The organism is Denitrobacterium detoxificans (assembly GCF_015062615.1).
Lineage (GTDB): Bacteria > Actinomycetota > Coriobacteriia > Coriobacteriales > Eggerthellaceae > Denitrobacterium > Denitrobacterium detoxificans_A.
Genome location: NZ_SUUH01000001.1, coordinates 413,305 through 437,607, shown reverse-complemented (window position 1 = coordinate 437,607; position 24,303 = coordinate 413,305). Strand labels below are relative to the sequence as shown.

Here is a 24,303-nt window from a genome sequence, read left to right as displayed (position 1 = left end):
CTTTTCGAATCTGTGCTCAGGAGGCATGCATCGTCCCATGCGATGCGCTTCGCAGCGGCGGGAGAGAGCCGCTGCGGGGGCCAGGTACTCGAATGAGAAAGGGAGTACAAATGGTAAAGGATTATCTGGATACCAACGACTTCACCAAGGAAGAGCTACTCGACATGGTCGATCTTGCCATGGCCATGAAGAAGAGCATCAAGGAAGCGGGCACGTATCCGCAGCTGCTGAAGAACAAGACGCTCGGCATGATCTTCCAGCAGGTATCCACCCGCACCCGCATCAGCTTCGAGACCGCCATGACCGACCTGGGCGGACATGCGCAGTTCTATGGTCCCGGTACCATCCAGCTGGGTGGCCATGAGTCCATCGAGGACACCGCCCGCGTCATGGGCAGCCTGGTGGACATCATGATGGCCCGCGTCGACCGCCACAAGGACGTGGTGAACCTGGCCAAGTACTCCGCCGCTCCCGTCATCAACGGCATGAGCGAGTACAACCACCCCACCCAGGAGCTGGGCGACCTGCTCACCATGATGGAGAACCTGCCCGAGGGTAAGAAGATCGAGGACTGCAAGCTCGCCTTCATCGGCGACGCGACGCAGGTGTGCGTGTCGCTCATGTTCATCGCTTCGAAGATGGGCATGGACTTCGTGCAGTTCGGGCCGAAGGGCCATCAGATCACCGACGGCGGCCTGCAGGTGGAGAACAAGGTTGACCTGCTGGCTATCGGCAAGGCCAACTGCGAGGTTTCCGGCGGTACCATCACCATCTCCGATGACATCGAGTGCATCAAGGGCGCCGACTTCATTTATACCGACGTGTGGTATGGCCTGTACGACGAAGAGGTTGAAGGCGCCAGCTACATGGACATCTTCTACCCGAAGTATCAGGTGACCATGGACATGATGAACTTCGCGAATCCGAACTCGAAGTTCATGCACTGCCTGCCCGCCACGCGTGGCGAGGAAGTTGTCGACGAGGTCATGGACGATCCCGAGCGTTCCCTGTGCTGGGTGGAAGCCGAGAACCGCAAGCATTCCATCCGCGCGATTCTTGCAGCGCTCTGCCCCCAGTCCCCGGTCAACGAAGCGGTGGCCGCAGAGGCCGCACGGGAAATCGACGCCGCCCTTGCCAAGTTCGGCAAGACCGCTCGCGCCTAGCAACGATGCCTGCCATGCGGCGGGTAGTCCCCGCCGCATTCTAGAAAAGGGGAGCCATCATGGCTGAAAAGAAATTTTCGTTTGCAAGCGTTATTCTCACCGTAATCTGCGTCGTGTTCGTGGCCGAGGCGGCGGCGCCAGCGTCGGCAATTGGCAACCAGCAGTTCTTCTGGTGGGTGTTCCTGATCATCACGTTCCTCCTGCCTTACGGCCTTATTTGCGCCGAGCTGGGTACTACGTACGAGGGAGACGGTGGCCTGTACGACTGGGTGCGAAATGCCCTAGGTGATAAGTGGGGCGCGCGCGTCAGTTGGTACTACTGGATCAACTTCCCCCTGTGGATGGCCAGTTTGGGAACATTGTTTCCCGACATCATCACCATGTGCTGTGGGGTGGAGTTCGACGTGGTAGGCAAGCTTGCCATCGAGCTTGTGTTCGTCTGGGTCGTCGTATTCCTGTCGTTCTTCAAAGTAAGCGACTCCGAATGGATCCTGAATGGCGGTGCCGTGCTGAAGGTGCTTATTGCGGTTACCGTGGGCGTTATGGGCATTTGGTTCGCGCTGACGTACGGCTTCGCGAACGACATGTCCGCCGAGACTTTCCTGCCCGATCTGACCAGTTTTAACTCGATTCAGTACCTGTCCATTATCTTGTTCAATTTCATGGGTTTTGAGGTAGTTACAACGTTCGCTAGCGACATGAAGAACCCCAAGACCGACATCCCGAAGGCCATTATCCTGGGCGGCATTGCCATCGCGGCCATCTACCTGTTCGCGAGCTTCGGTATTGGCGCGGCCATTCCCGCCGAGGAAATCGATCCCGATTTCGGCATGATCGTTGCCGTCATGACCATGGTGGGCGAGAACTCCTGGCTGTTCATCGTCATCTCGCTCGTGTTCCTGGTAACCCTGTTTGCGAACATGACCAGCTGGTCGTTCGGCGTGAACTTCGTTGCCGAATACGGTGCCAAGCACAACAACATGCCCTCCGTGTTCGCCATCGAATCGAAGAAGACGGGCATGCCCGCCGGTGCCGCCATCGTCAATGGCGTGGTTGCCACGCTGGCTCTGCTCATCCAGCTCATTCCCATCGAGGAGATTTCCTCGGGTCTGTTCTGGTCGATCTTCAGCATGAACGTGTGCTTCCTGCTGCTGGCCTATATTCCCATCTTCCCGGCGTTTCTGAAGCTGCGTAAGGTCGACCCCAACCGCGAGCGCACCTATGTCGTGCCCTTCAAAGGTGCTCTTCTGAAGATCGCCTGCGTTGTTCCCGCCATCGAGTTGGTTCTGGCTATCATCGCCACGGTCGTGCCGTTTGGCGCCATTGCCGAGGGTACGGTTGGCTTCGTGGAGCTGTTCCCGCTCATTGGCGTTGTCGTGGGTATCGTGGCTGGCGAGGTCATGCGCGTCGTGTGCGCCAAGAAGCGCGAGCGCGAGTTCCAGGGGCTTACCCCCGAGCTTTCCGAGAAGTGGCTCGCCAATCCTGACGAAGCCGATCCCGCGAAGCTCGCGTAGCAGTTCATTTACCCGGCGCGGGTTACCCGCGCAGCCTAGGCGGGGCGTTCCTCCTTTAGCCCCGCCTTCTCTCAAAGAATGAAAGAGGTCTTACTATGAAGACTATTTCCGAATCTGTATCCACCCCGAAGGCCGACGGTTTCCGCATGCCCGGCGAGTTCGAGCCCCAGAGTCGCGTGTGGATGGGCTGGCCCCATCGTACCGACACGTGGTCGTTTGGCGCCAAGCCCGCGCAGCGTCAGTATGCTGCCGTGGCGCGTGCCATTGCCGAGTTCACTCCGGTGACCATGTGCGTGAACCAGGTAGACTATGCGAACGCCAAGGCGGTGTTCGAAGAGGACGAGAACATCCAGGTCGTGGAAATGACCACCGACGATGCCTGGTTCCGTGACACCTGCGCCACCTTCGTGGTGAACGATGCGGGCGAAGTTCGTGCGAACCATTGGCACTTCAACGCGTATGGCGGCTTCGAGAACGGCCTGTACTTCCCCTGGGACAAGGACGAGCAGATTGCCGTGAAGGTGGCCGAGCTGGCAGGTGCGCGTACGTATCGCCCCGATGAGATGATCCTCGAGGGAGGTTCCATCACCGTCGATGGCGAGGGTACCGTCATCACCACCGACATGTGCTTGCTCGACCCCGGTCGCACGGCAAGCGCTACGGGCCTGGAGCCCTGGAGCGAGGAGCTGCGCGCCTATATGGAAGACCACCTGAAGTCATATCTGGGCTGCGAGAAGGTCATTTGGGTGAAGGATGGCATCGACCCCGAAGAGACCAATGGCCACATCGACGACGTTGCCACGTTCATCAAGCCTGGTGTGGTTGCGTGCATCTGGACCGACGACCCCGATTACCCGTTCTACAACGAATGCCATGCGGCATACGAGACGCTTTCGAACGCCGTGGATGCGAAGGGTCGCAAGCTGAAGGTCTACAAGCTTCCCATGCCCGTGAAGCCGCTATTCATGACCCAGGAAGCATGCGATTCCATCGACATTGACGAGAATGCCGAGCCGCGCGTTGCCGACGAGCCGCTCATTGCCTCGTACATGAATTACCTGGTGACCAACCACGGCGTCATCGTGCCCCAGTATGGCGACGAGAACGATGACCTGGCCGTTCGCACGCTGCAGGATATCTACGATGCCGAATGGGGCGAAGGCGTGTACAAGGCCGTGGGAGTGAAGAGCGAACAGGTTGTCTACGGCGGTGGTAACATTCATTGCATCACGCAGCAGCAACCGTCGGGAGGTAGGTAAGTCTATGGCTTTCGTCGATAACGATACGCGCGTCGTAGTGGCGCTGGGTGGCAATGCGCTGGGCGATACGCCCGAAGAGCAAATCGAGCGCGTGCGCGCCGCCGCGCCCGAGTTGCTCAATCTCATCACGCAGGGCAACGAGATTATCATCACCCACGGCAATGGCCCGCAGGTGGGCATGATCCAGAAGGCCTTCACGTACGCCCATCAGGTGGACGAGAAGATTCCCATGCTCGACTTGCCCGAATGCGGCGGCATGAGCCAGGGCTACATTGGCTACCACCTGCAGCAGGCGCTGGGCGTGGCGCTGCACAAGGCGTACAAGCGCTGGCATGTGGCGTCTGTGGTTACGCAGACGGAAGTCGACCCCGATGATCCCGCGTTTTCCAACCCCACGAAGCCCATCGGCGCCTTCCTTTCGGAGGAGCAGGCCAAGGCTGAAATGGCAGCGCATCCCGAGCAGAAGTACGTGGAGGACTCCGGTCGCGGTTGGCGTCGCGTGGTGGCTTCCCCCGATCCGAAGAAGATCGTGGAAGCGGAATCCATCCTGAATCTGCTCGACAACGACTTCATCGTCATCTGCACGGGTGGTGGCGGCGTTCCGGTAGTGCGCGACTACAACGACAAGGGCGCCTACCGTGGCGTTGCGGCCGTTATCGACAAGGACCTGGGCGGCGAGCTTCTGGCCGAGGACTGCAAGGCCGACGTGCTCATTCTGCTCACCGCGGTCGACCATGTGGCCATCAACTTCGGCAAGCCCGACCAGGTGGACCTGGAGGATATCTCCGTGGAAGAAGCCGAGCGTTACCTGGAAGAGGGGCAGTTTGGCAAGGGCTCCATGGAGCCGAAGGTTCGCGCGGGCATTCGCTTCGCGAAGAGCCGCCCCGGCCGCGTGTGCATCATCGGCAGCCTTGACAAGGCAGGCGATGCCATGGCGGGGAAGAGCGGTACGCGCATTCACCTGTAATGCGTTCAGTCGCTAGAAAGTAAGAAGCGGGCAGGTCGTATGGCCTGCCCGCTTTGCGTTTTAGCCTGCAATGCGCGCAATGAGCGCGTGGTTGCGGCCCGCGGTGCGCGCGTGGTTTCGGCGTATGGATTTGCGCATGCCCTAGGTTCTACGCACTCGGGGGCGTAGAGTGGTCGCAATTATTCTTACGACGGAGGAGCGCCTATGAAAGCCCTGGTTGTTGTGGACGTGCAGAATGATTTCGTATCCGGCTCGCTGGGTACGAAGGAAGCGCAGGAGATGCTTCCGCGTCTTATGAAGAAGGTCGAGGCTTTCGAGGGCGCTCTGTTCGTGACGCTCGATACGCATGGCGAGGACTATCTGCAAACCCAGGAGGGCCATAATCTGCCTGCCGTGCATTGCGTGCGCGGAACGTGGGGATGGGAACTGCCCGACGAGCTGAGTACCCTTACGGATGCCAAGGGCGCCGCGGTATTCGAAAAGCCGTGCTTCGGGAGCGTGCGGCTCGCGGAAGAGTTGGTGAAGCTGCATGCTTCCGAGCCCCTGGAGAGCATCGAGCTCGTGGGCCTGTGCACCGACATCTGCGTGGTTTCCAACGCCCTCATGATCAAGGCCGCCTTGCCTGAGGTTCCCGTTTCGGTGGATGCGTCGTGCTGCGCGGGCGTTACGCCTGAAAAGCATGAGGCCGCACTGGTTGTAATGGAAAGCTGCCAGGTAGCGGTAACGCGATAGCGGAATGCTTGATGTATGCCCGAAGGGGGCGGTTCCTTGCGGATGGCGTTGCAGGGGTTGAGCGTGGGATTGTTTATTCGCGGAAAAGGATTTTATGCTCTTTCAAGGAGATTGGGTGGTATACTTTCTCCAGCCTAATTAGCCGCGGCCCTTTGGGGCATTCCGTAGTGCAGCGGAACGCGGGATATGTTCATTGCACCGGGCGTGCGGGGTGGCTGCCGTTGCGTCGACTACAAGAAAGGTGCAATGGTTGGCCATGGCTGAATCTACTTGCACGAATACCTGCAAACGCATTCGCGAAAACGAAACCGCAAAGAAGCTGGCGAACGACCTTGGCGTCGATAATCCGTTGATGGTGTCCGACCAGGGGCCTGCGCCCGTTGAGGGCGACACGGGTGGCATTATGTCCGTGAACATTGCGCCGAAGAAGGGCATGCGCAAGGCCCCCGTTGAGCAGGGCGTTATCCACCTGAGCGCCGATTATGGCGTGGAGGGCGACGCGCACGCGGGCGATTGGCATCGACAGGTTTCGTTCCTTGCCGAAGAATCCATCCAGGTGGCACGCGATAATGGGCTCGATGTGGGCTACGGCGATTTTGCCGAGAATATCACCACGAAGGGCATTAACATCAAGCAGATGCCGCTTGGTACCTTGCTCGAGGTGGGGGACGCCCTGGTCGAGGTTTCCCAGATCGGCAAGATCTGCCATACGCGTTGCGCCATCTACTACCTGGCGGGCGATTGCATCTTCCCGCGCGAGGGTGTTTTCGGCTGGGTCGTAAAGCCTGGTGACGTGCGCGTGGGCGATGAAGTGCGCGTGGTGAAGCTGGGCGATGGCACGGTTAATCGCGCCTTTTCCGACAAGCCGCTGTAGCCTACTCGCTTCGTTCCGGTTCCAGAATGCCCGCATGCGCGCGTTGACGTGCATGCGGGCTTTTCGTAGCGCATTATTTCTTGGGATAGCTGCCTTTACGCGTGCGCATGAGCGCTTATCAATTATTTCTATTACGCGAAAGCGAGCGGCATGCGTATGCTATTGAGGTATTCGCGTAAGCGTTTTCCCCAGGTTCGAAAGGCTTGATATGACGTATCGGAAAGAAACGGAATGCGTGCAGGGTGGTTGGCAACCGGGAGACGCCCAGCCGCGTCAGGTTCCCATCTACCAGAACACCACGTGGCGTTATGCCACGAGCGAGCATATGGGCCGCTTGTTCGACCTGCAGGAATCCGGGTACTTCTATACGCGCCTTCAGAATCCCACCAATGATGCCGTGGCAGATAAGATTCGCCAGTTGGAGGGTGGTGCAGCGGCCATGCTCACCAGCTCGGGGCAGGCTGCCAATTTCTTTGCGCTCTTCAATATCTGCGAGGCTGGTAGCCATATCGTTGCGAGCTCGGCTATCTATGGTGGTACGTATAACCTTATTGCCGTCACCATGGCCAAGATGGGCATTGAGAGCACGTTCGTTTCCCCCAGTTGCACGAAGGAAGAGCTGGAAGCCGCATTTCGTCCGAATACGCGCGTGGTCTTTGGCGAAACTATCGCCAATCCAGCGCTTGCCGTTCTGGATATCGAGTTGTTTGCCCAGGTCGCTCATGAGCATGGGGTTCCGCTTGTCGTGGATAACACGTTTCCCACGCCCGTCAATTGCCGTCCGCTCGAGTGGGGCGCCAACATCGTCACGCATTCCACCACGAAGTACATGGATGGCCATGGTGCCGCGGTGGGCGGCGCCATCGTCGATGGGGGCACGTTCGATTGGATGGCCCATGCGAGCAAGTTCCCCGGCTTGTGCACGCCCGACGAAAGCTACCATGGCGTGGTGTATGCACAGGACTTCGGCAACGAGGGTGCGTTTATCACTAAGGCGACGGCGCAGCTCATGCGTGATTTCGGGTCCATCCCCTCGCCTCAAAATGCCTTCATTCTGAATCTTGGCTTGGAGAGCCTGCATGTGCGCATGGCCCAGCATTGCAAAAACGGCGAAGCAGTGGCCCAGTACCTTGCATCGCATCCGAAGGTTAGCTGGGTGCGCTATTGCGGCCTGCCAAGCGACCCGTATTACGCCTTGGCGCAGAAGTACCTGCCGAACGGTAGTTGCGGAGTAGTGAGCTTTGGCGTTGCCGGCGGTCGTGCGGCTGCCGAAAAGGTTATGGGTGGCCTGAAGATGGCAAGCATCGCAACGCATGTGGCTGATGCGCGTACATGTTGCCTGCATCCCGCGTCGAGCACGCATCGCCAGATGAGCGATGCTGAACTGGAAGCGGCTGGCGTAGCCCCCGATCTCATTCGCCTCAGTTGCGGCATCGAGGCAGCCGAGGATATCATTGCCGATATCGACCAGGCCCTTGCGCTTCTGTAATGCCGTTTTCGACCGCCCCGTTGGCTTTGCCTGTCGACGGGGTGGTCTGCCGTATGCGCCTCGTGCGCGTAAGCGGCTTGTTTGTTTCCGCTCTATTGGAAGGTGAGCATCATGCCTATTCGCATTCCCGATGCGCTGCCCGCAACCGACCTGCTTGCACAGGAAAATATCTTCGTGATGACCGAGTATCGCGCCATGCATCAGGACATTCGTCCTTTGCGCGTGGTGCTGCTCAATCTTATGCCCACCAAGGTTGCCACGGAAACGCAGATTCTCCGACGCCTCTCGAACACGCCGCTGCAGGTGGAGATTACGCTGCTGCGCATGGCGAGCCATGCTGCGAAGAACGTCTCGGAACAGCATCTCGATACGTTCTACCGTACGTTCAAGCAGATCGAGCATGAGCACTTCGACGGCATGATCATCACGGGTGCGCCGGTGGAGCGTCTTGAATTCGAAGACGTGGACTACTGGCCCGAGCTTTGCCAGATCATGGAATGGGGTGCGACGCATGTGCATTCGACGCTTCATATCTGCTGGGGTGCGCAGGCGGGCATGTTCTTCCACTACGGCATTCAGAAGCATGAGCTTGCACAGAAGATGTCGGGCGTGTTCAGGCATCGTCGTATCGTGGACAAGGTTACGACTCCCTTGCTGCGTGGCTTCGACGACATGTTTTGGGCTCCGCACTCGCGTTACACCGAAGTGCGCGCGGCCGATATCGAGGCTCATCCGATGCTCGATTTGCTTGCCGTTTCGGAAGAGGCGGGCGCGTATCTTGCGAAGAGCTCCGACGATCGCAATATCTTCGTGTTCGGGCACCCGGAATACGATCGCTACACCCTGGGCAATGAGTACGAGCGCGATGTTGCCAAGGGTATATTCCCGCAGGTGCCAAAGCATTATTATCCCCATGACGACCCGGCTCAGCCGCCGTATTCGTTCTGGCGCGCCCATGCTCAGCTGCTGTACACCAACTGGCTTAACTACTACGTGTACCAGACTACGCCCTATGATGTTCGCTTGGCTGGTGGCAAGGAGGACCGCGCGCTGTAGGGCCTGGATGCATCGTGCGCTATTGAGCCGCGTCGATGCATGCCCCTTGAGGGAGCCCTTGCAAGAAAGAGGCGCTGAGGTCGCGCAAGGTCGTAACCATTGCCTTCCACTCTGTGCGTTTGCATCCCTTTTCCTGTACGATAACAACGAGGGTTTGCATGGTGGCCGCTATAAGCGGAGGCCGTAAGCGTTTACGGTCGGGCTCGGGAAACATGACGGCGGGGTGACGGCATGGCAGGTAGGGCGATAAGGGTCATTCTGGTTTCGCTGTTCGCAGTGGTGGCGCTTGCGTTTGCGATTGCTCCAGCGCTTGCGTATGCAGACGAGGCAACTCCTGTGTATCAGACGCTCGACGAGCTGTCGGGCAAGCGCATTGCCTACGTGAATGGCAGCGTGTACAACCAGGCCGTTCAGGGCCGCATCGACGGCACTACCGAGGAATTCTATCCGTCGCTTGCCGAATGCGTTGCTGCCGTGGAGGCAGGCAAGGCCGATGCGGCGGTTCAACTTTCGTATTGCTGCCAGCTTGCCGTGAACAGGCGCCCGGGTACGGTGACGCTGCTGCCCGATCCGGTCGTTTCGGTGTCCGAAGGGTTCTTCTTCCCGCGAGGTTCGGCTCTTACCAGCCAGTTCAACGACATCATCAAGCGCTTTTCCGAAGATGGCACCCTGAAGGAGCTTGAGGAGAAGTGGGTCGCGGCAGACGAGTCGGGCAAGACCCTGCCCGAACAGGATTGGGACGCGCCTAACGGCACGCTGAAGTTTGCGACTTCGGGCGTTATCGAACCCTTCTCGTACGTTGGCCAAGGCGGGCAACCCAAGGGCTACGACGTTGAGTTGGCCCTGCTCATCGCTCGTGAGCTTGGCTACCATTTGGAAGTGACCACCATTCCCATGGATTCCATCTTCGCTGCAGTGGACACGGGCAAGGCCGATTTCGGCGGCACCCTTACGAACACGCCCGAACGCGCCGCCGTATGCGACTTCAGCGAACCCGTCATGCCCACCACCATTTCGGTCATCGTGAAGTCCGAAGAGTCGGCTGAATCCGCGGGGCTCTTCGGCGGAATCGCTACTTCTTTCCAGCGGACCTTCATCGAGGAAGACCGCTGGATGCTCGTCCTCTCTGGCCTGGGCGTTACCATTCTCATTAGCGTGTTCTCCGGCGTGCTTGGCTTGCTGTTGGGGTACGCCACCGTGCTGGCGCGACGCAGCGGAGTGCGCTGGGTTGGCAAGCTCGTGGATGGCTACCAAGCGCTCATGGGTCGAATCCCCATCGTGGTGGTGCTCATGCTGTTCTACTATGTGGTGTTCGGCTCCGTAGACGTTGCGGGCGAGCTCGTGGCGGTTATTGCGTTTACCCTGGCGTTCGGAGCAACCGCAGGCGCAACTATGTGGACGGCCGTGAAGGGCATTGACGTCATTCAAGAGGAAACGGGACTTGCGTTGGGCTACACCCGCTGGGAAGTGTTTTCCAAGATCGTCTTCCCGCAAGCGCGTCAGCAGTTCACGCCGCAGCTTATGGGGCAGTTCGTGAACTTGGTTAAGGACACTGCGATTGTGGGCTATATCTCGGTAACCGATCTTACGCGTGCGAGCGACCTCATTCGTGCCCGTACGATGGATGCGTTCTTTCCGCTCATTACGACGGCGATTATCTACTTCCTGTTCTGCATGCTTCTGGCTTACGTGCTGCGCAAGATTGCCGCGAGGTTCGATGTCACGAAACGTCCTCGCGAGATTCAAGGAGTCGATGAGAAATGAGCCTCATAGAGATACAACATTTGCGCAAGGAATATGGCGACGTCGTGCCCCTGAAGGACGTAAACGCTACCGTGGACGAGGGCGAGGTCATCTCCATCATCGGGCCTTCAGGTACGGGCAAGTCGACCCTCATTCGATGTCTCAACCGCCTGGAGACGCCTACCTCGGGTCAGATCATTGTCGATGGCATTGACATGTGCGCGCCTGATGCAAACCTGCCCATGATGCGCCAGAAGATGGGCATGGTGTTTCAGAACTACGCCCTGTTCAATCATAAGCTCGTCGTCGAGAACCTCATGATGGCGCCCATGGACCTGCTTGGCATGTCCAAGCAGGAGGCTTACGACCAGGCGCTCGATCTGCTGAAGATGGTTGGGTTGAAGGATAAGGCGCTCAGCTGGCCGCATGAGCTTTCCGGTGGACAACGCCAGCGCGTGGCCATCGCACGCGGCTTGGCCATGAATCCCAAGATCCTCCTGTTTGACGAGCCTACGAGTGCTTTGGACCCGCAGATGGTATCCGAGGTTCTCTCCGTTATCACCCGGCTTGCCGAGCGGGGGCTTACGATGCTCGTGGTCACGCATGAGATGCGCTTCGCTCGCGACGCAAGTACTCGCGTCTTCTACATGGACCAAGGTGAGCTTTGGGAATCGGGTACGCCGAAACAGATCTTCGAGAACCCTCAGCGACGCAGAACGCGCGACTTCGTTTTCCGCGTGCGCAATTGGAATTGGGAAATTCACAGCATCGACTACGACTACGCTGCCATGATGTCTTCGTTCGAGGACTTCTGTGCGCGTCAGTTCCTGGGGAAACGCATTATGTATGCATGTAAGCTCGTGCTAGAGGAATCCACTTCGAGCATCCTTATTCCATTGGCAAAAGAGTATGGACTCACCGACCCACGCATCGCCTACGAGCTTTCCGTAGGGGAGGGTGGCGAGCAAGCGGACTTGCGCGTTGACGTGGGCGAGCTTGCCGCTTGTGGAGTCGGCGACGAAGAGTTTAATGCGGTTGCCGACGATATTTCGAAGCGTATTTTGGAGAGCGCGATCTCGCGTTACTACGTGGACGAGTCCGGAGCGCCTCATTACGTAATTGGCTAGAACTGGTTTGGGGCTTTCCGAACGGTCGCAGCCGCGTTGTGCAATGCTAGCCGAGTCCGGCCAGCCAGTCATGCTCCTCCACGCTTGCCAGACCATGCCCTACAATGTTCGCTTGGCTGGCGGCATGGAGGACCATGCCTCGTAGGATCGCGTTGCCTTTGGCCTAACTTTGAAGATCGGCGCAGTCGTTTTCCGAAAGGACCTCTATGCCTGCGTCTATGAGCGCTTGAGCTGTCTTGCCCATTCCGGGTACGAGCGTGCCAGAAAACGTGCCATCGTAGACGAGTCCCTTACCGCACGAGGGGCTCTTGCTCTTCAGGATGGCCTGCTTGCAGTCATGCTCGCGTGCGATGCGCACCGCTTCGTGCGCGCCTGCCTCGAATGCGGCGGTTCTGTCGACGCCATCCGCATCGATTACGCGACCGTCGGGTTGCAGCTCGGCGCAAGTGCGTGGCGTGGGGAGTCCCGCCATGACTTCGGGGCAGATGGGGATAAGGGTGCGCGTGTCGGCTAGGTTCTGTGCGGCGGGGCAGGGATAGTCCTTGCCGTCGTAGCGACATGGCTCGCCCATCAGGCATGCGCTTACGAGTATGGGCGGTAGGTCGTTGCTCATCATGCGCTCGGTCGTGATCCTTTCGTGCGTGCGCTCTTGCCGTAGGCTCGTGCGTTTGGCGCTGGCGTCTACGTTGGCTGTCTTTTCGTCAATGATTCTTTGTCCTCGATTATGCGCGTGCAATCATAATAAACGGGAACCGAACGAAGGTTATTCTCGAGCTCGTTTTCGCCCAAGAGAGGGCAGGATAGATGCATTACCGTAATGCAGCATGCTATAATGCATTACGGTAATGCATTCCTTTTTTTGGGGTGGTTGGCATGGACGCAACATTGAACGTTCGTATGAGCACGACGCTTAAAGAGCGCGGTGATAAGGTCCTTCGCCAGAATGGCATTAGTACGTCCATGGCAGTTCGCGCGCTGTGGCAGGAATTGGCGTCTACGCGCGAGCTACCTGCGTTTTTACGCGAAGCCTCTTCCAATGCCCAGGAGATCGCTTCGAGGAAACGGGCTCTCGAATCGCTGGCAGGCATCGCTCAGGGGTCGTTGACGAATTGCACCGACGACGAGCTCGATGCGTTGGGGATGGCCCGCTATGAGTAGGGTCCTCATCGATACGAATATCTGGGTCGATATCGTGCTGAATCGCCCGAATCACGTTGCGGAATCGAAATGCGCCGTCATGGCTTGCTTCGATCAGGGCGATGAGGTGCTGGTTCCCGCTCCGTCACTCAAGGACATCTTCTATTTTGCGGCAAAATCGGCGGGCGCCGATGCGGGCTATGCGGCTGTTGGGTTGGTTTTGGAAATAGCCACGATTGTCCAAGTTGACGAATTGGTCTGCAAGAATGCCCTTTCGCTGGAACGTCCCGATTACGAAGATGGCATAGTCTCCGCGTGCGCGCTTGCCGAGCAGGCGAGCGCCATCGTTACGCGTGATGCCGCTTCTTTCAACGACCTTCCCATCCCCAAATACTCCCCAGCGGAATTCCTGGCAGTGCGGGGGTATGAACCGGTATCGGTGTAGTTGCGCGTTGCGTCAGCGCACATCATGACATTTGTCATGGGTGGTAGTGATTTCGCTCACTGGCGTGGGGTTTTGCTGAGCGGCACAATAGCTGTAGTAATCGACGGAGGAAGGATTAACTATGGCGATTGTGAACGTTCGCAACCTCGTGAAGCGATACGGGGACGTGCTTGCGCTCGATCACTTTAATTTGAAGATCGAGAAGGGCGAGGTCTTTGGCTTGCTGGGGCCCAATGGTTCGGGCAAGACGACGGCCATTAACTGTATCTTGCAACTGCTCACGTACGACAAGGGCGAGATTCACCTGTTCGGTGAGCCTATGAAACCTACGAGCTACGACTTGAAGCGCCGCATTGGCGTAGTGCCGCAGGACGTTGCCGTGTTCGAAGAGCTTACCGTGCGCGAGAATATCGATTACTTCTGCGGGCTGTACGTTTCCGACGCCGCCAAGCGCAAGGGTCTGGTAGACGAGGCCATCGAGTTCGTGGGGCTACGTGATTACGCGAAGTTCCGCCCCCGCAAGCTTTCCGGTGGTTTGAAGCGCCGCCTGAACATTGCCTGCGGCATTGCGCATAAGCCCGAGCTCATCTTCTTCGACGAACCCACGGTGGCCGTGGACCCGCAGAGCCGTAATTCCATCCTGGAGGGCATTCAGCGCCTGAACGCCGAAGGCGCCACGGTGGTGTACACCTCGCACTATATGGAGGAAGTCGAGCAGCTCTGCAACCGCATCATGATCATGGACCGCGGCGAGTCCCTGGCTGCGGGCACGAAGGATGACTTGGTGCGCATGGTGTCTACGGGTGAGAAGATCGAAATTGAGGCCCCCGACCTTCCGGGCGGGGCACTTGACGCACTTGGCGGCTTGTCGTTCGTGCGTCGCGTCTCGCACGATGGGACGACCATTCACGTGCTGTGCGACAACGGCCCCCATAATCTGGCGAGCATTCTGGGCGTGCTGCAGGAGCGTGCCGTGGTGTTCGGGCGCGTGTATTCCGAGCCGCCTACGCTCAACGACGTGTTCCTGGAAATTACGGGCAAAGAGCTGCGCGACTAGGGGCGAGGCCAATTCTGGCGGCGCATTTGCTCCTTGTTTCGCGCGCGGCGCGGGCCAAAGCCCGCTTGGCGCGAAGGCGGCGCAACTGCACTCGCCCGAATCGCCCTCGCTGACCTTAGTCCTGAAGGAGAGGCTGAGAAACGTGATTAATACCTTCAAGTACACGGTGCTGTCGATATTGCGGGAACGCAGCGTCGTAATTTGGGTTTTGCTGTTCCCGCTCATCCTGGCAACGATGTTCAATGCCATGTTCTCGGGGCTCGATGATGCGGCTTACGATTTGCCGATCATCCCCGTGGCCGTTGTTGACGAATCGCAGGGCCAGGCTGGCGACGCATTCGATGCCACGATGGATGCCCTGTCGGAAGGGGATGACGCGCTGCTGAGCGCTACGTACGTTGATTCGGCTGATGACGCGCGTGATCTGCTGAAATCGGGCGAGGCCATTGGCGTTGTGACGCTTGATGCGGAAGGATATCCCAGTTTGGAACTTTCCCCGGGTGTGGGCGACGTGGGCGTGTCCATGGAGCAGATCAAACGTACTGTGCTGGCTGACGTCATCGACGATTTCTGCCGCTCGCGTGCCGCTGCCGAGGACATCGCGGCAAACGACCCCATGGCACTTGCGAACGCCGACGTTGTAGCTTCGTTTTCCGATCGAAGCACGTATACGCAGGAACTGGCGATCACGCATAGCAAGACGAAGGAGTCTGTTCGCTACTTCTATGCGCTGCTTGGTTTTGCCGCGCTCATGGCTGCCATGGTAGGCCTCAACGCGGTGGGTCGCGTGCAGCCGAACATCTCCCCACTGGGTGCGCGTCGTGCGCTTAGCGGCACGAGCCGGGTTCGCATGCTCGTAGGCTGCATCTCCGCAAGCTGGGTTGTGAGTTTCTGCGCGCTTATGATTGCCTTTGCCTACATCCGCTTCGTGCTTGGCGTCGAATTTGGTGGCAGGGAGGGGGAATGTGTGTTCGGTCTGGCCGTCGCCGCTCTCATGTCCACTTCGCTGGGTGCGCTTATTGGTGCGCTGCCGGGGGTTCCCTTCAATGCGAAAAGTGGCATTCTCACGGGGCTTACCTGCCTGCTTTCCCTGTTTGCCGGCCTATACGGAACGCCTGCCATGCGCTTGGCCGACCAGATTGCGCACGATGCCCCTTGGGCGGCCCTGGTGAACCCAGCCAAGCAGGTTACCGACCTGTTCTACAGCCTGTACGTATACACCGACCTTACCCCGTTCCTCCAGACGATGGGCGCTCTGCTGGTGGCGACTGCCGTCTTCGCCTTCATCGCTGGACTGCTTATGAGGAGGCAGCGCTATGCAAGTCTTTAAGGCCGCACTCAAGACATTTTTCCGTCACCCCATCTACCTGCTCATTTACGTGGTATGGCTGTCCTGCATGGGCCTGTTCATGGGCATGAGCGTAAACGACGTCGCTTCTGATGAGTACATTGCACGTCCTACCGTTGCCGTGGTCAACCGCGATGGCGGCGAGCTCTCCCAGGGGCTGGAAGCGTTCGTGCACGAAAACTCCGAGGTCGTTTACGTAGAGGATTCGGAACGTGCGCTTCAGGATGCCGTAATGCAGGAGCGTGCGAATTACATCCTGATCATTCCGGAGGGCTTCTCGAATGATTTCTCTGCTCAGGCGGCTAACGCGAGTGCCGCACCCCAGGTGCAGACGGTCGTGAGCACGCAGTCTGCCGAGGTTACGATGATGGATAATCTGGTGGATGAGTATCTGAACGTTGCCCGCTCCTACACGCTGGCGCTTGCCGATGGCACCCAGGCCGATGTGGTGGCTCGCACCGATGCCGCCATGGAGCATGCGGCTGACGTGGCCGTGGTGCAGGTAGCCGATGCGGTGCCTGTGTCTAATGGGTATCTGCTGTATATGCAGTTCGTGAGCTATACCATTCTGCTTTCGATTGCCATCTGCTCCGCCGTGGTCATGTCTCGCTTTGGGCGTGAGGAGACGCGTCGTCGCATTAGTTCGTCTCCAATTCCCCAGATGTCGGTCAACCTGCAAATTGCTGCCGCATCCTTCGTGATTATGCTCGTGTGCTGGGCGTTCGTGAGCGCCTTGGGTCTCGTGGTGTTTGGCGGCAAGCTCGCGGGCGTTGGGGTCGATGTCATTGCGAGTGCCGTTGTCTCGCTGTTCTGCTATTCGCTCTTTGGTTTGGCGTTTGGCTTCTTCATTGGGCAGATTACGAATAGCGAGTTGGTAATGAATGCCGTGACGAACATTCTTGGGCTTGTCATCTCGTTTCTGGGCGGCGTGTGGGTTTCGCTTGACTTGGTGGGCGAGCCTATCCTGACGATTGCAAAGTTCACGCCCGCGTACTACTACAACGAGGCACTTCATACAGCGTTCGATGCAGCTGGTGGCGGCTTCACTTCGGAAGTGCTTGTTAATCTGGGTATCGTGTGCCTGTTCGCCTTGGCAGTATTTGCGGTTGGCATGGCCATTTCCCGCTTGAAGGTTGGTAGAATGGGCGCATGGAACAGCTCATCGACAAAGGTCTCATCGCGCTCTGCTGCCTAACGGCATTCCTCACGCTCGCCATTGACGCGTTTACGTTCGGGGGGTTCCTCATCGCGCTTGCGGTTTCCGCGCTCGGTGAGGTTCTCCCTCGTACCATTCGTCTTGCACTTGCCGCATGCTACTGTGCCGCGGCGCTTGCGTGCCCCCAACTCATCGCCTTTCTGCCTCTCATCGCCTATGACTGTATGCGCGATACGCTGTGGGTGGCGCGGTTTGCTTGGGCGATTCCGCTGCTGGCTGGTCTTCGTGCATGGCAGGCCTTGCCGTGGGCCGTCGTGGTGCTCATGTGCGTGGTTTCCGCTGTGCTGGCGTGGCGCACCACGTCGCTCGTCGCGGAGCGCGAGCATTTTCGTACGCTGCGCGATGATGCGCGCGAAGCGTCCATGAAGCTCGAAGCGCGCAATCGCGATTTGCTCGAGGCGCGTGATCTTTCTGCTCAGGTGGCCACACTGGCTGAGCGCGGTCGCATCGCTCGTGAAATCCACGACAACGTGGGGCATCTGCTCACGCGCGCCATCATGCAGGTTGAGGCGTTCAAGGTGGTTCACGCGCAAGATCCCGCTTTGGCGGGCGAATTCGATTCGGTTGGCGTCACGCTTCACGAGGCCATGAAGACGGTTCGCTCGAGCGTGCACGATTTGCGTGATGAGGCCACGGACCCTCGCAGTCTCATGCAAGCCGCGCTTGATGGATGCGGCGTTCAGCAGGTTCAGCTGACGTACGATGCCAAGGCGCTTCCGGCCGATGTGGCGCGATGCTTCGTTTCCATTGTGCGCGAGGCGTCCACGAATACGTCCAAGCATAGCGATGCCACGCGCATAGACGTGCACGTGCGCGAGCTTTCTGGCTTGTTTCAGCTGGTTATAAGCGATAACGGCACGCGTGGCGAAGCCGCGCTCGACGCAGGGTCGGGCATGGGGCTGCAGACTATGGACGATCGCGTGCGTGCGTTGGGTGGCATCTTGCGTGCAGGGTGGCAGCAAGACGGGGGCTTCCGCGTGTTCGCGACGGTTCCCCGGCAGTAGCGCGGTTGGCATGCCGCGCAGATGGAAAGGATGTTCGACCAGATGATTCGAGTCATCGTTATTGACGACGATCCGTTCGTATGTGCTTCCCTGAAGACGATTCTTGGGGCGCAGCAGGATATCGAGGTCGTGCAGGTTGGCTCCTCGGGCGAGGAGGCCATTGCGCTATACGGGGAACATGCTCCCGACGTACTGCTCATGGACATTCAGATGGCTCAGGGCGACGGCTTGAGCGCTGCCGAACGCATCCTGGCGGAACACCCCGACGCACGTGTTCTTTTCCTTACCACCTTTGCTGACGACGACTACATCGTGCGGGCACTTCACCTGGGTGCGAAGGGCTACCTCATCAAGCAGAACGTAACCGACATTGCACCCGCCGTGCGAGCCGTCGCTGCTGGACAGAACGTGCTGGGTGATGAAGTGGTGGGCCATATCACGCGCGCTTCGAATGGCCGCCCTTCGGGTGATGATCTATTCAAGTTGGGGCTCACCGAACGCGAAGTTCAGGTGGTGGAACTTGTTGCCCAGGGGCTGGACAATCACGAGATAGCCGCCCAGCTCTTTATGGGGGAGGGCACGGTGCGCAACCATATCAGCTCAATCCTTCAGAAGATGCAGCTGAAGAACCGCACGCAGATTGCGGTCATGTACTATCGCAGCATGCAATGAATTTCGTGAGCGGTTCTTTTTGTATCGAAGGTCTGTCGTAACGGGAACTTTCTTGTTGATATGGCGTTGAACAGGGATCGCCCTTGGGCTATCCCGGTTCTTGTCTTCTTGCTGACGACGGCTCCAATACCCTTGCGCTGCTGTATACTGAGACAAATGTTTACTTAGGGTCTTGAGGGTACGTTAGTATGGAAATCCGCAAAGTCCGCTTTATCGAGCCAGGTGTGCCGCCGTATCGTCGGTCGCCCTTGAACCTGTTTGTCTACGATCGCTATATACGCAACCCGTCAACGGGCCTTATGACGTTGGCTACCATCGTGCAGCATCAGGTACCCGATACGCTCATGTACAGCGAGTCGATTTCGAAGGTTCGCTGGGATGATTGCTACGACGCGGATGTCGTCTTCATTGGCGCCTTCACCTTTGCGGCTCCGCGTGGGTATGCCATTGCCGATAAGATTCGCCGTCATTCCAAGGCCATCGTGGTCATAGGCGGGCTGCATGCCACGGCATGTCCCGAAGAAGCGGCCAAGCATGCCGATTACGTGCTTCTGGGAGAAGGCGACGAAACCATCCTGGCGTTCCTGGATGCCCTGCGGGCGGGCCAGGTGCCCTCCTTCGATGGCATTGCGCGCTTCGACGAGGACGGCGTGCTGCACGATGCTGGCATGCCCAAGCCTCCGCATGACATCGATACCATTCCCAATCGCCACCTGGTCTGGAACTACCACAAGATGGCTGGTCATAATACGTTGTGGGGTCAGGTGCATGCTTCGCGAGGCTGTCCGTACAACTGCGACTACTGCGCGCTCGTTCGCTTGTATGGGCGCAGGGTGCGCACGCGCAGCCCGCAGAACGTGGTGGAGGACATTCGCCAGTGCATCGCCTTTCACGACGAGGGACGCCATCGCATCGCCACCATGCTTTGGCTTACCGACGACAATTTCTTCGCCGATAGGGAATGGGCCCTTTCGGTGCTCGACGCCATTATCGAGAGCGATATCGACTATCGCTTCACCATTCAGGCGCGCTACGAGGTGGGCTTGGATGATGAGATGCTCGAGCGCTTGGCGAAGGCGGGCTTCGTGGAATTGTCGCTGGGCATCGAGTTCATCGACGATGATTCCTTCCAAGAGTTTCACAAGCGCAGCACCACCAGCGAAATCGAACGGGCCATTGCGAATATCCACGCGCACGGCATTCGCGCACGTGGCCTGTTCATCTTTGGTGCGCCAGGCGATCGCCCGGGCGTGGGGAAGGCAGTAGCCAATTTCGCCATCGAAAACGGCATTCAGGGCATGCTGCTTCAGTCGATGTACTTCATCCCCGGCACGCCGGTCTACGATCGCTTCAAGGACGATTTGCTGCATACGAACTGGGAGAAATGCGTGGGCAACGTGGTTCATCGGCCGCGTGACATCACGCCGCGCCAGCTGCAGCGCGAGATGATCGTCTGCAGCAAGACGTACTATTCGTGGCGTCGCTTGCTTCACTCGCTCGTGCATGACCGCGGTATCGATCGCGTGCTGTTTGCGGGCGAGTTCTTCTGGCAGATGAGCGAACGTTCGCGCTATCGTCGCGAGCTGCGTAATCTACCCGACGAATAGGTCTACAGTCGTACCAGGCCGCACTTGGCGCCATAGGCGTATATCGTGCAGGGGCCTTGCAGCGGGAAATCCGCTGTTGCATCCTGCTCGGGATACAGGCGTTTGATGCGAACCAGGTCGTCTCCCACGGCGGCGATGAATGCCAGATGGTCTTCCTTGGTCATGGGGTGGGGAATGGATACGTGCTGGCGTCCGTCGATGGTGCTAATGGCGGCTTCAAGGTTGCCTTCGTTCTGATACACGGGAAGCGGGTCGAGTGCGTTCCCGCAGCAGCCTACGACCGCCTCTCCCATCGACCAGACGATGTTTCCGCAGTCGGGGCATGCGTAGAAAACGCTGCGTTTCGCGTTCGCTGATGCATTTTCGTTCGTAGTGTCCTTCCAGCGCTTCAGCGTGGGCATGACGGCACCCATGAACGAGACCGCCTCTTCCTGCGTATACCCTGTGGCCTCCATGAGGTAGGGAACGTTTCGCTCGATGAGGTCGTCAAGGCCGGGGCTCGTGAACTCTCCGTCTTTGTAGCACCAGGCGCAGTAGTCGCGGTTCTCCGATCCGTCGGCGTTCGTGCCGTAGGGCATGTTCGGTACGCTAAAGGGCGTGCCGCAGCATTGGCAGGCAGGTTCGTCGGGAAGGCCAAGCAAGTCTACGACGGGAATGCCCAGTACGCTTGCAAGCAGCTTGCGCATGTCAATGCTCGGCTCGCTATCGCCGTTTTCCCAGCGGCTCACGGCCTGGCGGGTTACGTACACCTTCGCGGCGAGCTGCTCTTGCGTATATCCTGCTTCTTGGCGTGCGGCTTTTAGTGCTTCGCTCGGTGTCATGATGCTCTCCTTTCCCTGTGTTGCTTCAAGCATACGAGCGCATAGGGGCGAAGTCACGCAATGAATGATTGCGTTTGCCTGCACGCCCTTTAATGGAAAAGAAAACGCCTCCCGGCTCGTGCGAGCAGAAGGCGTTCGTGTGGTGCGCTATGCGATGCGGTTCTCTACGAGTCGAAGAACTCCAGGCCGTTGTCGAGCGTGAGCCGTTCAGTCATGGGGTAGTCGAAGATGAGGCTCTTATCGGCGCCCTCCAGGTACTCCACGAATTTGGCGGCTTCCCACTTGGCCATGGGCAAATCGTGCATGAGATAGTTGCCGCAGTTCTCGGGCTGAGCGCCGGGAACCTCACCCTCGAAGTCGCGCATGTACTTGAACGAGTCGAGGATGATATCGAACATGTCGCGCGAGGAGGGGTGGCCCTTCACGATGATGTAGAAGCCGGTGAGGCAGCCCATGGGGCCCCAGTAGACCAGCTTGTCATTCCATTCGGGGTGATTGCGCAGGTAGGTGGCAATCACGTGCTCCATGGTGTGCATGGCGGCAGGGGCAACGACGGGTTCTGCGTTCGGCTTCTTCACGCGAATGTCGAACGTGGTTACCGTTTCGCTGCCCAGCGTATCCACGCGGCTTTCGAAAATGCCGGGGACGATGCGATTGTGGTCCACGGAAAAGCTCGGGATCAGGTCCATGCTTGTGTCCTCCTTCGAATTGATTCGGTGTTCCTGTTGCATAGTAAGCCGTAAGCAGGCTGTTTGGAACGAGAAGTTACGAAATCGGCGGTAATTCCAAGTGTTTGGCTAGGAATTACCGCCGAGATAGCGTTTGCTTACATGTCGAACAGCGTCATGCGGTCGCCGTCGGAAATAACGATGCCGGGGGAAGGCAGCTTGGCAACGACGAAGTGCGAGGCGTCCGCTTCCGCTCCCAGGAATTCCGCGGGTTCGCCCACGGCGATGATCTCGCGGCCGTTCTTGCAGGTGAAGGCAACCAAGCCCTGGGTGTTGTTGGTGGTCTTCGTCTTTAGCAGCGAGGTGTTGAACGTGATCATGCGGTTGTCGTTGGAAAGCAGCGTGACGTCCTGATCCTGGGAAAGGATGATGGCGCCGATGAGCGGACTGCCCACGTAGATGGCGTTCTTCAGCTTCTTGCGGTTCTGCTTGGTCTTGTAGCCCGCAAGCGCCACACGTGCGGCGCGGCCATTGCGGAACAGGTAGAGCACGTCGTTGCTGTAGTCGCCCGGGTCGAGCACGTAGATGATGTTCTCTCCGTCTTCCAGCTCTAGCTCGGTGGGCAGGAAGGTGCCCAGGTCGGCCGATTTCGTGTCGGAAAGGGTGCTGACCTTCAGCTTGTAGCACTGGCTCTTGTCGGTGAGGACCATGAGCTCGTTCTTGTTTGCCGACGGGAATTCCAGCCACACGGAGTCGCCGTCCTTGTACTTCAGGTCGGCGCCGGAACGAAGCACGCGGTCGGTGAGCTTCTTCAGGTAGCCTTCCTTCGAAACCATGATGGTAACGGGGTAGTCCTCGATTTCGGGCTCCAGGGAAACCTCGACGATTTCCTCGGCGGCCACGATGCCCGTCTTACGCGGCGTGACGTACTTCTTGTTGATGGCGGCCAGCTCGTCGTAGATGACCTTCTTGACGTTCTTATCGCTGCTCAAGATCTCGTTCAGCTTGGCGATTTCCTCGTCGAGCGTTTCGATGTCCTTGGTGCGGTTCAGGATGTACTCGCGGTTGATGTTGCGCAGCCTAATGTTTGCCACGTATTCGGCCTGCACCTGGTCGATGTTGAAGCCCTTCATGAGGTTGGGCACAACGTCAACTTCCAGCTCGGTGTGGCGGATGATGTCCACGGCCTTGTCGATGTCGAGCAGGATGGCTTCCAGGCCGTGCAGCAGATGCAGCTTCTCGGTCTTCTTGTTCAGGTCGAACTGCACGCGGCGACGTGTTGACTGCACGCGCCAGGCAACCCATTCGGTAAGGATCTCGCGCACGCCCATGACCTTGGGATAGCCGTCTACCAGCACGTTAAAGTTGCAGCTGAAGGTGTCCTGCAGCGTAGTCATCTGGAACAGCTTGCCCATAAGCTGCTCGGGGTCGGTGCCGCGCTTCACGTCGATGGCGATGCGCAGGCCAGAAAGGTCGGTCTCGTCGCGGATGTCGGAAATCTCGCGCACCTTGCCTTCCTTGGAAAGCTTGATGATTCGGTCGATAATGACGTCGGTCTTGGTGGTGTACGGAATTTCGTAGATTTCGATGATGCGCTCGTCGGGCAGGTAGCGCCAGCGGGAACGCAGCTGGAAGCCACCCAGACCCGTGTTGTACACGCGCTCCATTTCCTCGCGCTTGTAGATGAGCTCGCCGCCCGTGGAGAAGTCGGGAGCGGGCATGCTCTGGAACAGGTCGTAGTCGGGGTCCTTCAGGAAGTGCATGGTGGCATCGCAGACTTCGTTTAGGTTGAAGCCGCAGATGTCGCTGGCCATGGCAACGCCAATGCCCTTGTTTGCGGAAACGAGCACGTTCGGGAACGCGGTGGGCAGCAGGCGCGGTTCCTGCATGGCGCCGTCGTAGCTATCCACGAAGTCCACCGGGTCCTTGTCGATGTCCTTGAAGACCTCGGCGCAGATGGGGGAGAGCTTCGCCTCGGTGTAACGCGAGGCGGCGTAGCTCAGGTCGCCGGAATAGTATTTGCCGAAGTTGCCCTTGGATTCCACGAACGGCGTGAGCAGCGCTTCGTTACCCGAGGCCAGACGCACCATCGTCTCGTAGATGGCGGCGTCGCCGTGCGGGTTCAATTTCATGGTCTGGCCAACGATGTTGGCGCTCTTCTGGCGGGCGCCATTCAGCAGGCCCATCTTGTACATGGTGTAGAGCAGCTTGCGGTGCGAGGGCTTGAAGCCGTCGATTTCGGGGAACGCACGAGACACGTTGGTGCTCATGGCGTACGGCATGTAGTTGACCTCGAGCGTTTGGGTGATGGGCTGTTCCAGCACCTCGGAATGCAGGCCGATGACGTTCGGGTTGTCTACGTGCTTCTTTTTGGGAGCGGATTTCTTCTTGCTAACAGCCATGA

21 protein-coding genes and 1 pseudogene are annotated in these 24,303 nt (G+C 58.6%); 18 read left to right on the top strand and 4 right to left on the bottom strand.

Features of this window, described 5'->3' with window-relative positions; translation table 11 throughout:
- Positions 1-110 precede the first annotated feature (110 nt).
- The 10 genes and pseudogenes from ptcA to E7002_RS09370 all read left to right on the top strand — a co-directional run.
- Complete coding sequence (ptcA, locus tag E7002_RS01880) at positions 111-1,163, top strand: putrescine carbamoyltransferase (RefSeq protein ID WP_303727228.1); 1,053 nt, start codon at positions 111-113, stop codon at positions 1,161-1,163.
- A 59-nt stretch (positions 1,164-1,222) separates the two neighbouring features.
- A complete protein-coding gene (locus E7002_RS01875; RefSeq protein WP_303727227.1) occupies positions 1,223-2,677 on the top strand; it encodes an APC family permease in 1,455 nt (484 codons plus the stop codon).
- A gap of 95 nt (positions 2,678-2,772) precedes the next feature.
- On the top strand, positions 2,773-3,936 hold the full coding sequence (aguA, locus tag E7002_RS01870) for an agmatine deiminase (RefSeq protein ID WP_303727226.1): 1,164 nt from the start codon (positions 2,773-2,775) through the stop codon (positions 3,934-3,936).
- A gap of 4 nt (positions 3,937-3,940) precedes the next feature.
- Entirely contained in the window at positions 3,941-4,903 is a 963-nt protein-coding gene (gene arcC, locus E7002_RS01865; protein ID WP_303727225.1) for a carbamate kinase, read from the top strand.
- 204 nt (positions 4,904-5,107) lie between these two features.
- Complete coding sequence (locus tag E7002_RS01860) at positions 5,108-5,635, top strand: cysteine hydrolase family protein (protein WP_303727224.1); 528 nt, start codon at positions 5,108-5,110, stop codon at positions 5,633-5,635.
- 256 nt (positions 5,636-5,891) lie between these two features.
- Positions 5,892-6,509 carry an MOSC domain-containing protein gene (locus E7002_RS01855; protein ID WP_369692477.1) on the top strand — a complete coding sequence of 206 codons (618 nt, stop codon included), beginning with the start codon at positions 5,892-5,894 and terminating at the stop codon, positions 6,507-6,509.
- A gap of 208 nt (positions 6,510-6,717) precedes the next feature.
- Complete coding sequence (locus tag E7002_RS01850) at positions 6,718-7,998, top strand: O-acetylhomoserine aminocarboxypropyltransferase/cysteine synthase family protein (RefSeq protein WP_303727223.1); 1,281 nt, start codon at positions 6,718-6,720, stop codon at positions 7,996-7,998.
- 111 nt (positions 7,999-8,109) lie between these two features.
- Positions 8,110-9,054, top strand: coding sequence for a homoserine O-succinyltransferase (gene metA, locus E7002_RS01845; protein WP_303727222.1), 945 nt, complete (start codon positions 8,110-8,112; stop codon positions 9,052-9,054).
- Between the two features lie 231 nt (positions 9,055-9,285).
- Positions 9,286-10,818 carry an ABC transporter substrate-binding protein/permease gene (locus tag E7002_RS01840; protein WP_303727221.1) on the top strand — a complete coding sequence of 511 codons (1,533 nt, stop codon included), beginning with the start codon at positions 9,286-9,288 and terminating at the stop codon, positions 10,816-10,818.
- Positions 10,815-11,534 (top strand): annotated as a pseudogene (locus tag E7002_RS09370) (amino acid ABC transporter ATP-binding protein); the annotation flags it as partial. The gene E7002_RS01840 and the pseudogene E7002_RS09370, both read left to right, overlap by 4 nt.
- Before the next feature lie 553 nt (positions 11,535-12,087).
- On the opposite strand, the gene E7002_RS01830 reads toward E7002_RS09370, so the two are convergent.
- Entirely contained in the window at positions 12,088-12,540 is a 453-nt protein-coding gene (locus E7002_RS01830) for a DUF523 domain-containing protein (RefSeq protein WP_303727219.1), read from the bottom strand.
- Between the two features lie 257 nt (positions 12,541-12,797).
- Between E7002_RS01830 and E7002_RS01825 the strand changes: the two genes are divergently transcribed.
- The 8 genes from E7002_RS01825 to E7002_RS01790 all read left to right on the top strand — a co-directional run bounded on the left by E7002_RS01825 (position 12,798) and on the right by E7002_RS01790 (position 20,410).
- Positions 12,798-13,082: a type II toxin-antitoxin system RelB/DinJ family antitoxin gene (locus tag E7002_RS01825; RefSeq protein WP_303727218.1), complete on the top strand. Its 285-nt coding sequence runs from the start codon at positions 12,798-12,800 to the stop codon at positions 13,080-13,082.
- Positions 13,075-13,506, top strand: coding sequence for a PIN domain-containing protein (locus tag E7002_RS01820; protein ID WP_303727217.1), 432 nt, complete (start codon positions 13,075-13,077; stop codon positions 13,504-13,506). Before E7002_RS01825 ends, E7002_RS01820 begins: the two co-directional genes overlap by 8 nt.
- Positions 13,507-13,627: 121 nt before the next feature.
- Positions 13,628-14,563, top strand: coding sequence for an ABC transporter ATP-binding protein (locus tag E7002_RS01815; RefSeq protein ID WP_303727216.1), 936 nt, complete (start codon positions 13,628-13,630; stop codon positions 14,561-14,563).
- Positions 14,564-14,705: 142 nt separating this feature from the next.
- Complete coding sequence (locus tag E7002_RS01810) at positions 14,706-15,893, top strand: ABC transporter permease (RefSeq protein ID WP_303727215.1); 1,188 nt, start codon at positions 14,706-14,708, stop codon at positions 15,891-15,893.
- On the top strand, positions 15,880-17,106 hold the full coding sequence (locus tag E7002_RS01805) for an ABC transporter permease (protein ID WP_303727214.1): 1,227 nt from the start codon (positions 15,880-15,882) through the stop codon (positions 17,104-17,106). Before E7002_RS01810 ends, E7002_RS01805 begins: the two co-directional genes overlap by 14 nt.
- The gene (locus tag E7002_RS01800) at positions 17,061-18,131 is read left to right on the top strand and encodes a sensor histidine kinase (RefSeq protein WP_303727213.1); all 1,071 of its coding nucleotides are present in this window, start codon (positions 17,061-17,063) and stop codon (positions 18,129-18,131) included. The genes E7002_RS01805 and E7002_RS01800 overlap by 46 nt, the downstream gene beginning before the upstream one ends.
- A 42-nt stretch (positions 18,132-18,173) precedes the next feature.
- A complete protein-coding gene (locus E7002_RS01795) occupies positions 18,174-18,803 on the top strand; it encodes a response regulator transcription factor (RefSeq protein ID WP_303727212.1) in 630 nt (209 codons plus the stop codon).
- A gap of 188 nt (positions 18,804-18,991) precedes the next feature.
- A complete protein-coding gene (locus tag E7002_RS01790; protein WP_303727211.1) occupies positions 18,992-20,410 on the top strand; it encodes a radical SAM protein in 1,419 nt (472 codons plus the stop codon).
- A 2-nt stretch (positions 20,411-20,412) separates the two neighbouring features.
- Here the strand turns inward: E7002_RS01790 and E7002_RS01785 are convergent, their stop codons facing one another.
- The 3 genes from E7002_RS01785 to E7002_RS01775 all read right to left on the bottom strand — a co-directional run bounded on the left by E7002_RS01785 (position 20,413) and on the right by E7002_RS01775 (position 24,301).
- Positions 20,413-21,231: a zinc ribbon domain-containing protein gene (locus E7002_RS01785; RefSeq protein ID WP_303727210.1), complete on the bottom strand. Its 819-nt coding sequence runs from the start codon at positions 21,229-21,231 to the stop codon at positions 20,413-20,415.
- Positions 21,232-21,395: 164 nt separating this feature from the next.
- Positions 21,396-21,920, bottom strand: coding sequence for an S-ribosylhomocysteine lyase (locus E7002_RS01780; RefSeq protein ID WP_303727209.1), 525 nt, complete (start codon positions 21,918-21,920; stop codon positions 21,396-21,398).
- A gap of 137 nt (positions 21,921-22,057) precedes the next feature.
- Positions 22,058-24,301, bottom strand: coding sequence for a DNA gyrase subunit A (locus tag E7002_RS01775; protein WP_303727208.1), 2,244 nt, complete (start codon positions 24,299-24,301; stop codon positions 22,058-22,060).
- Positions 24,302-24,303: the final 2 nt, after the last annotated feature.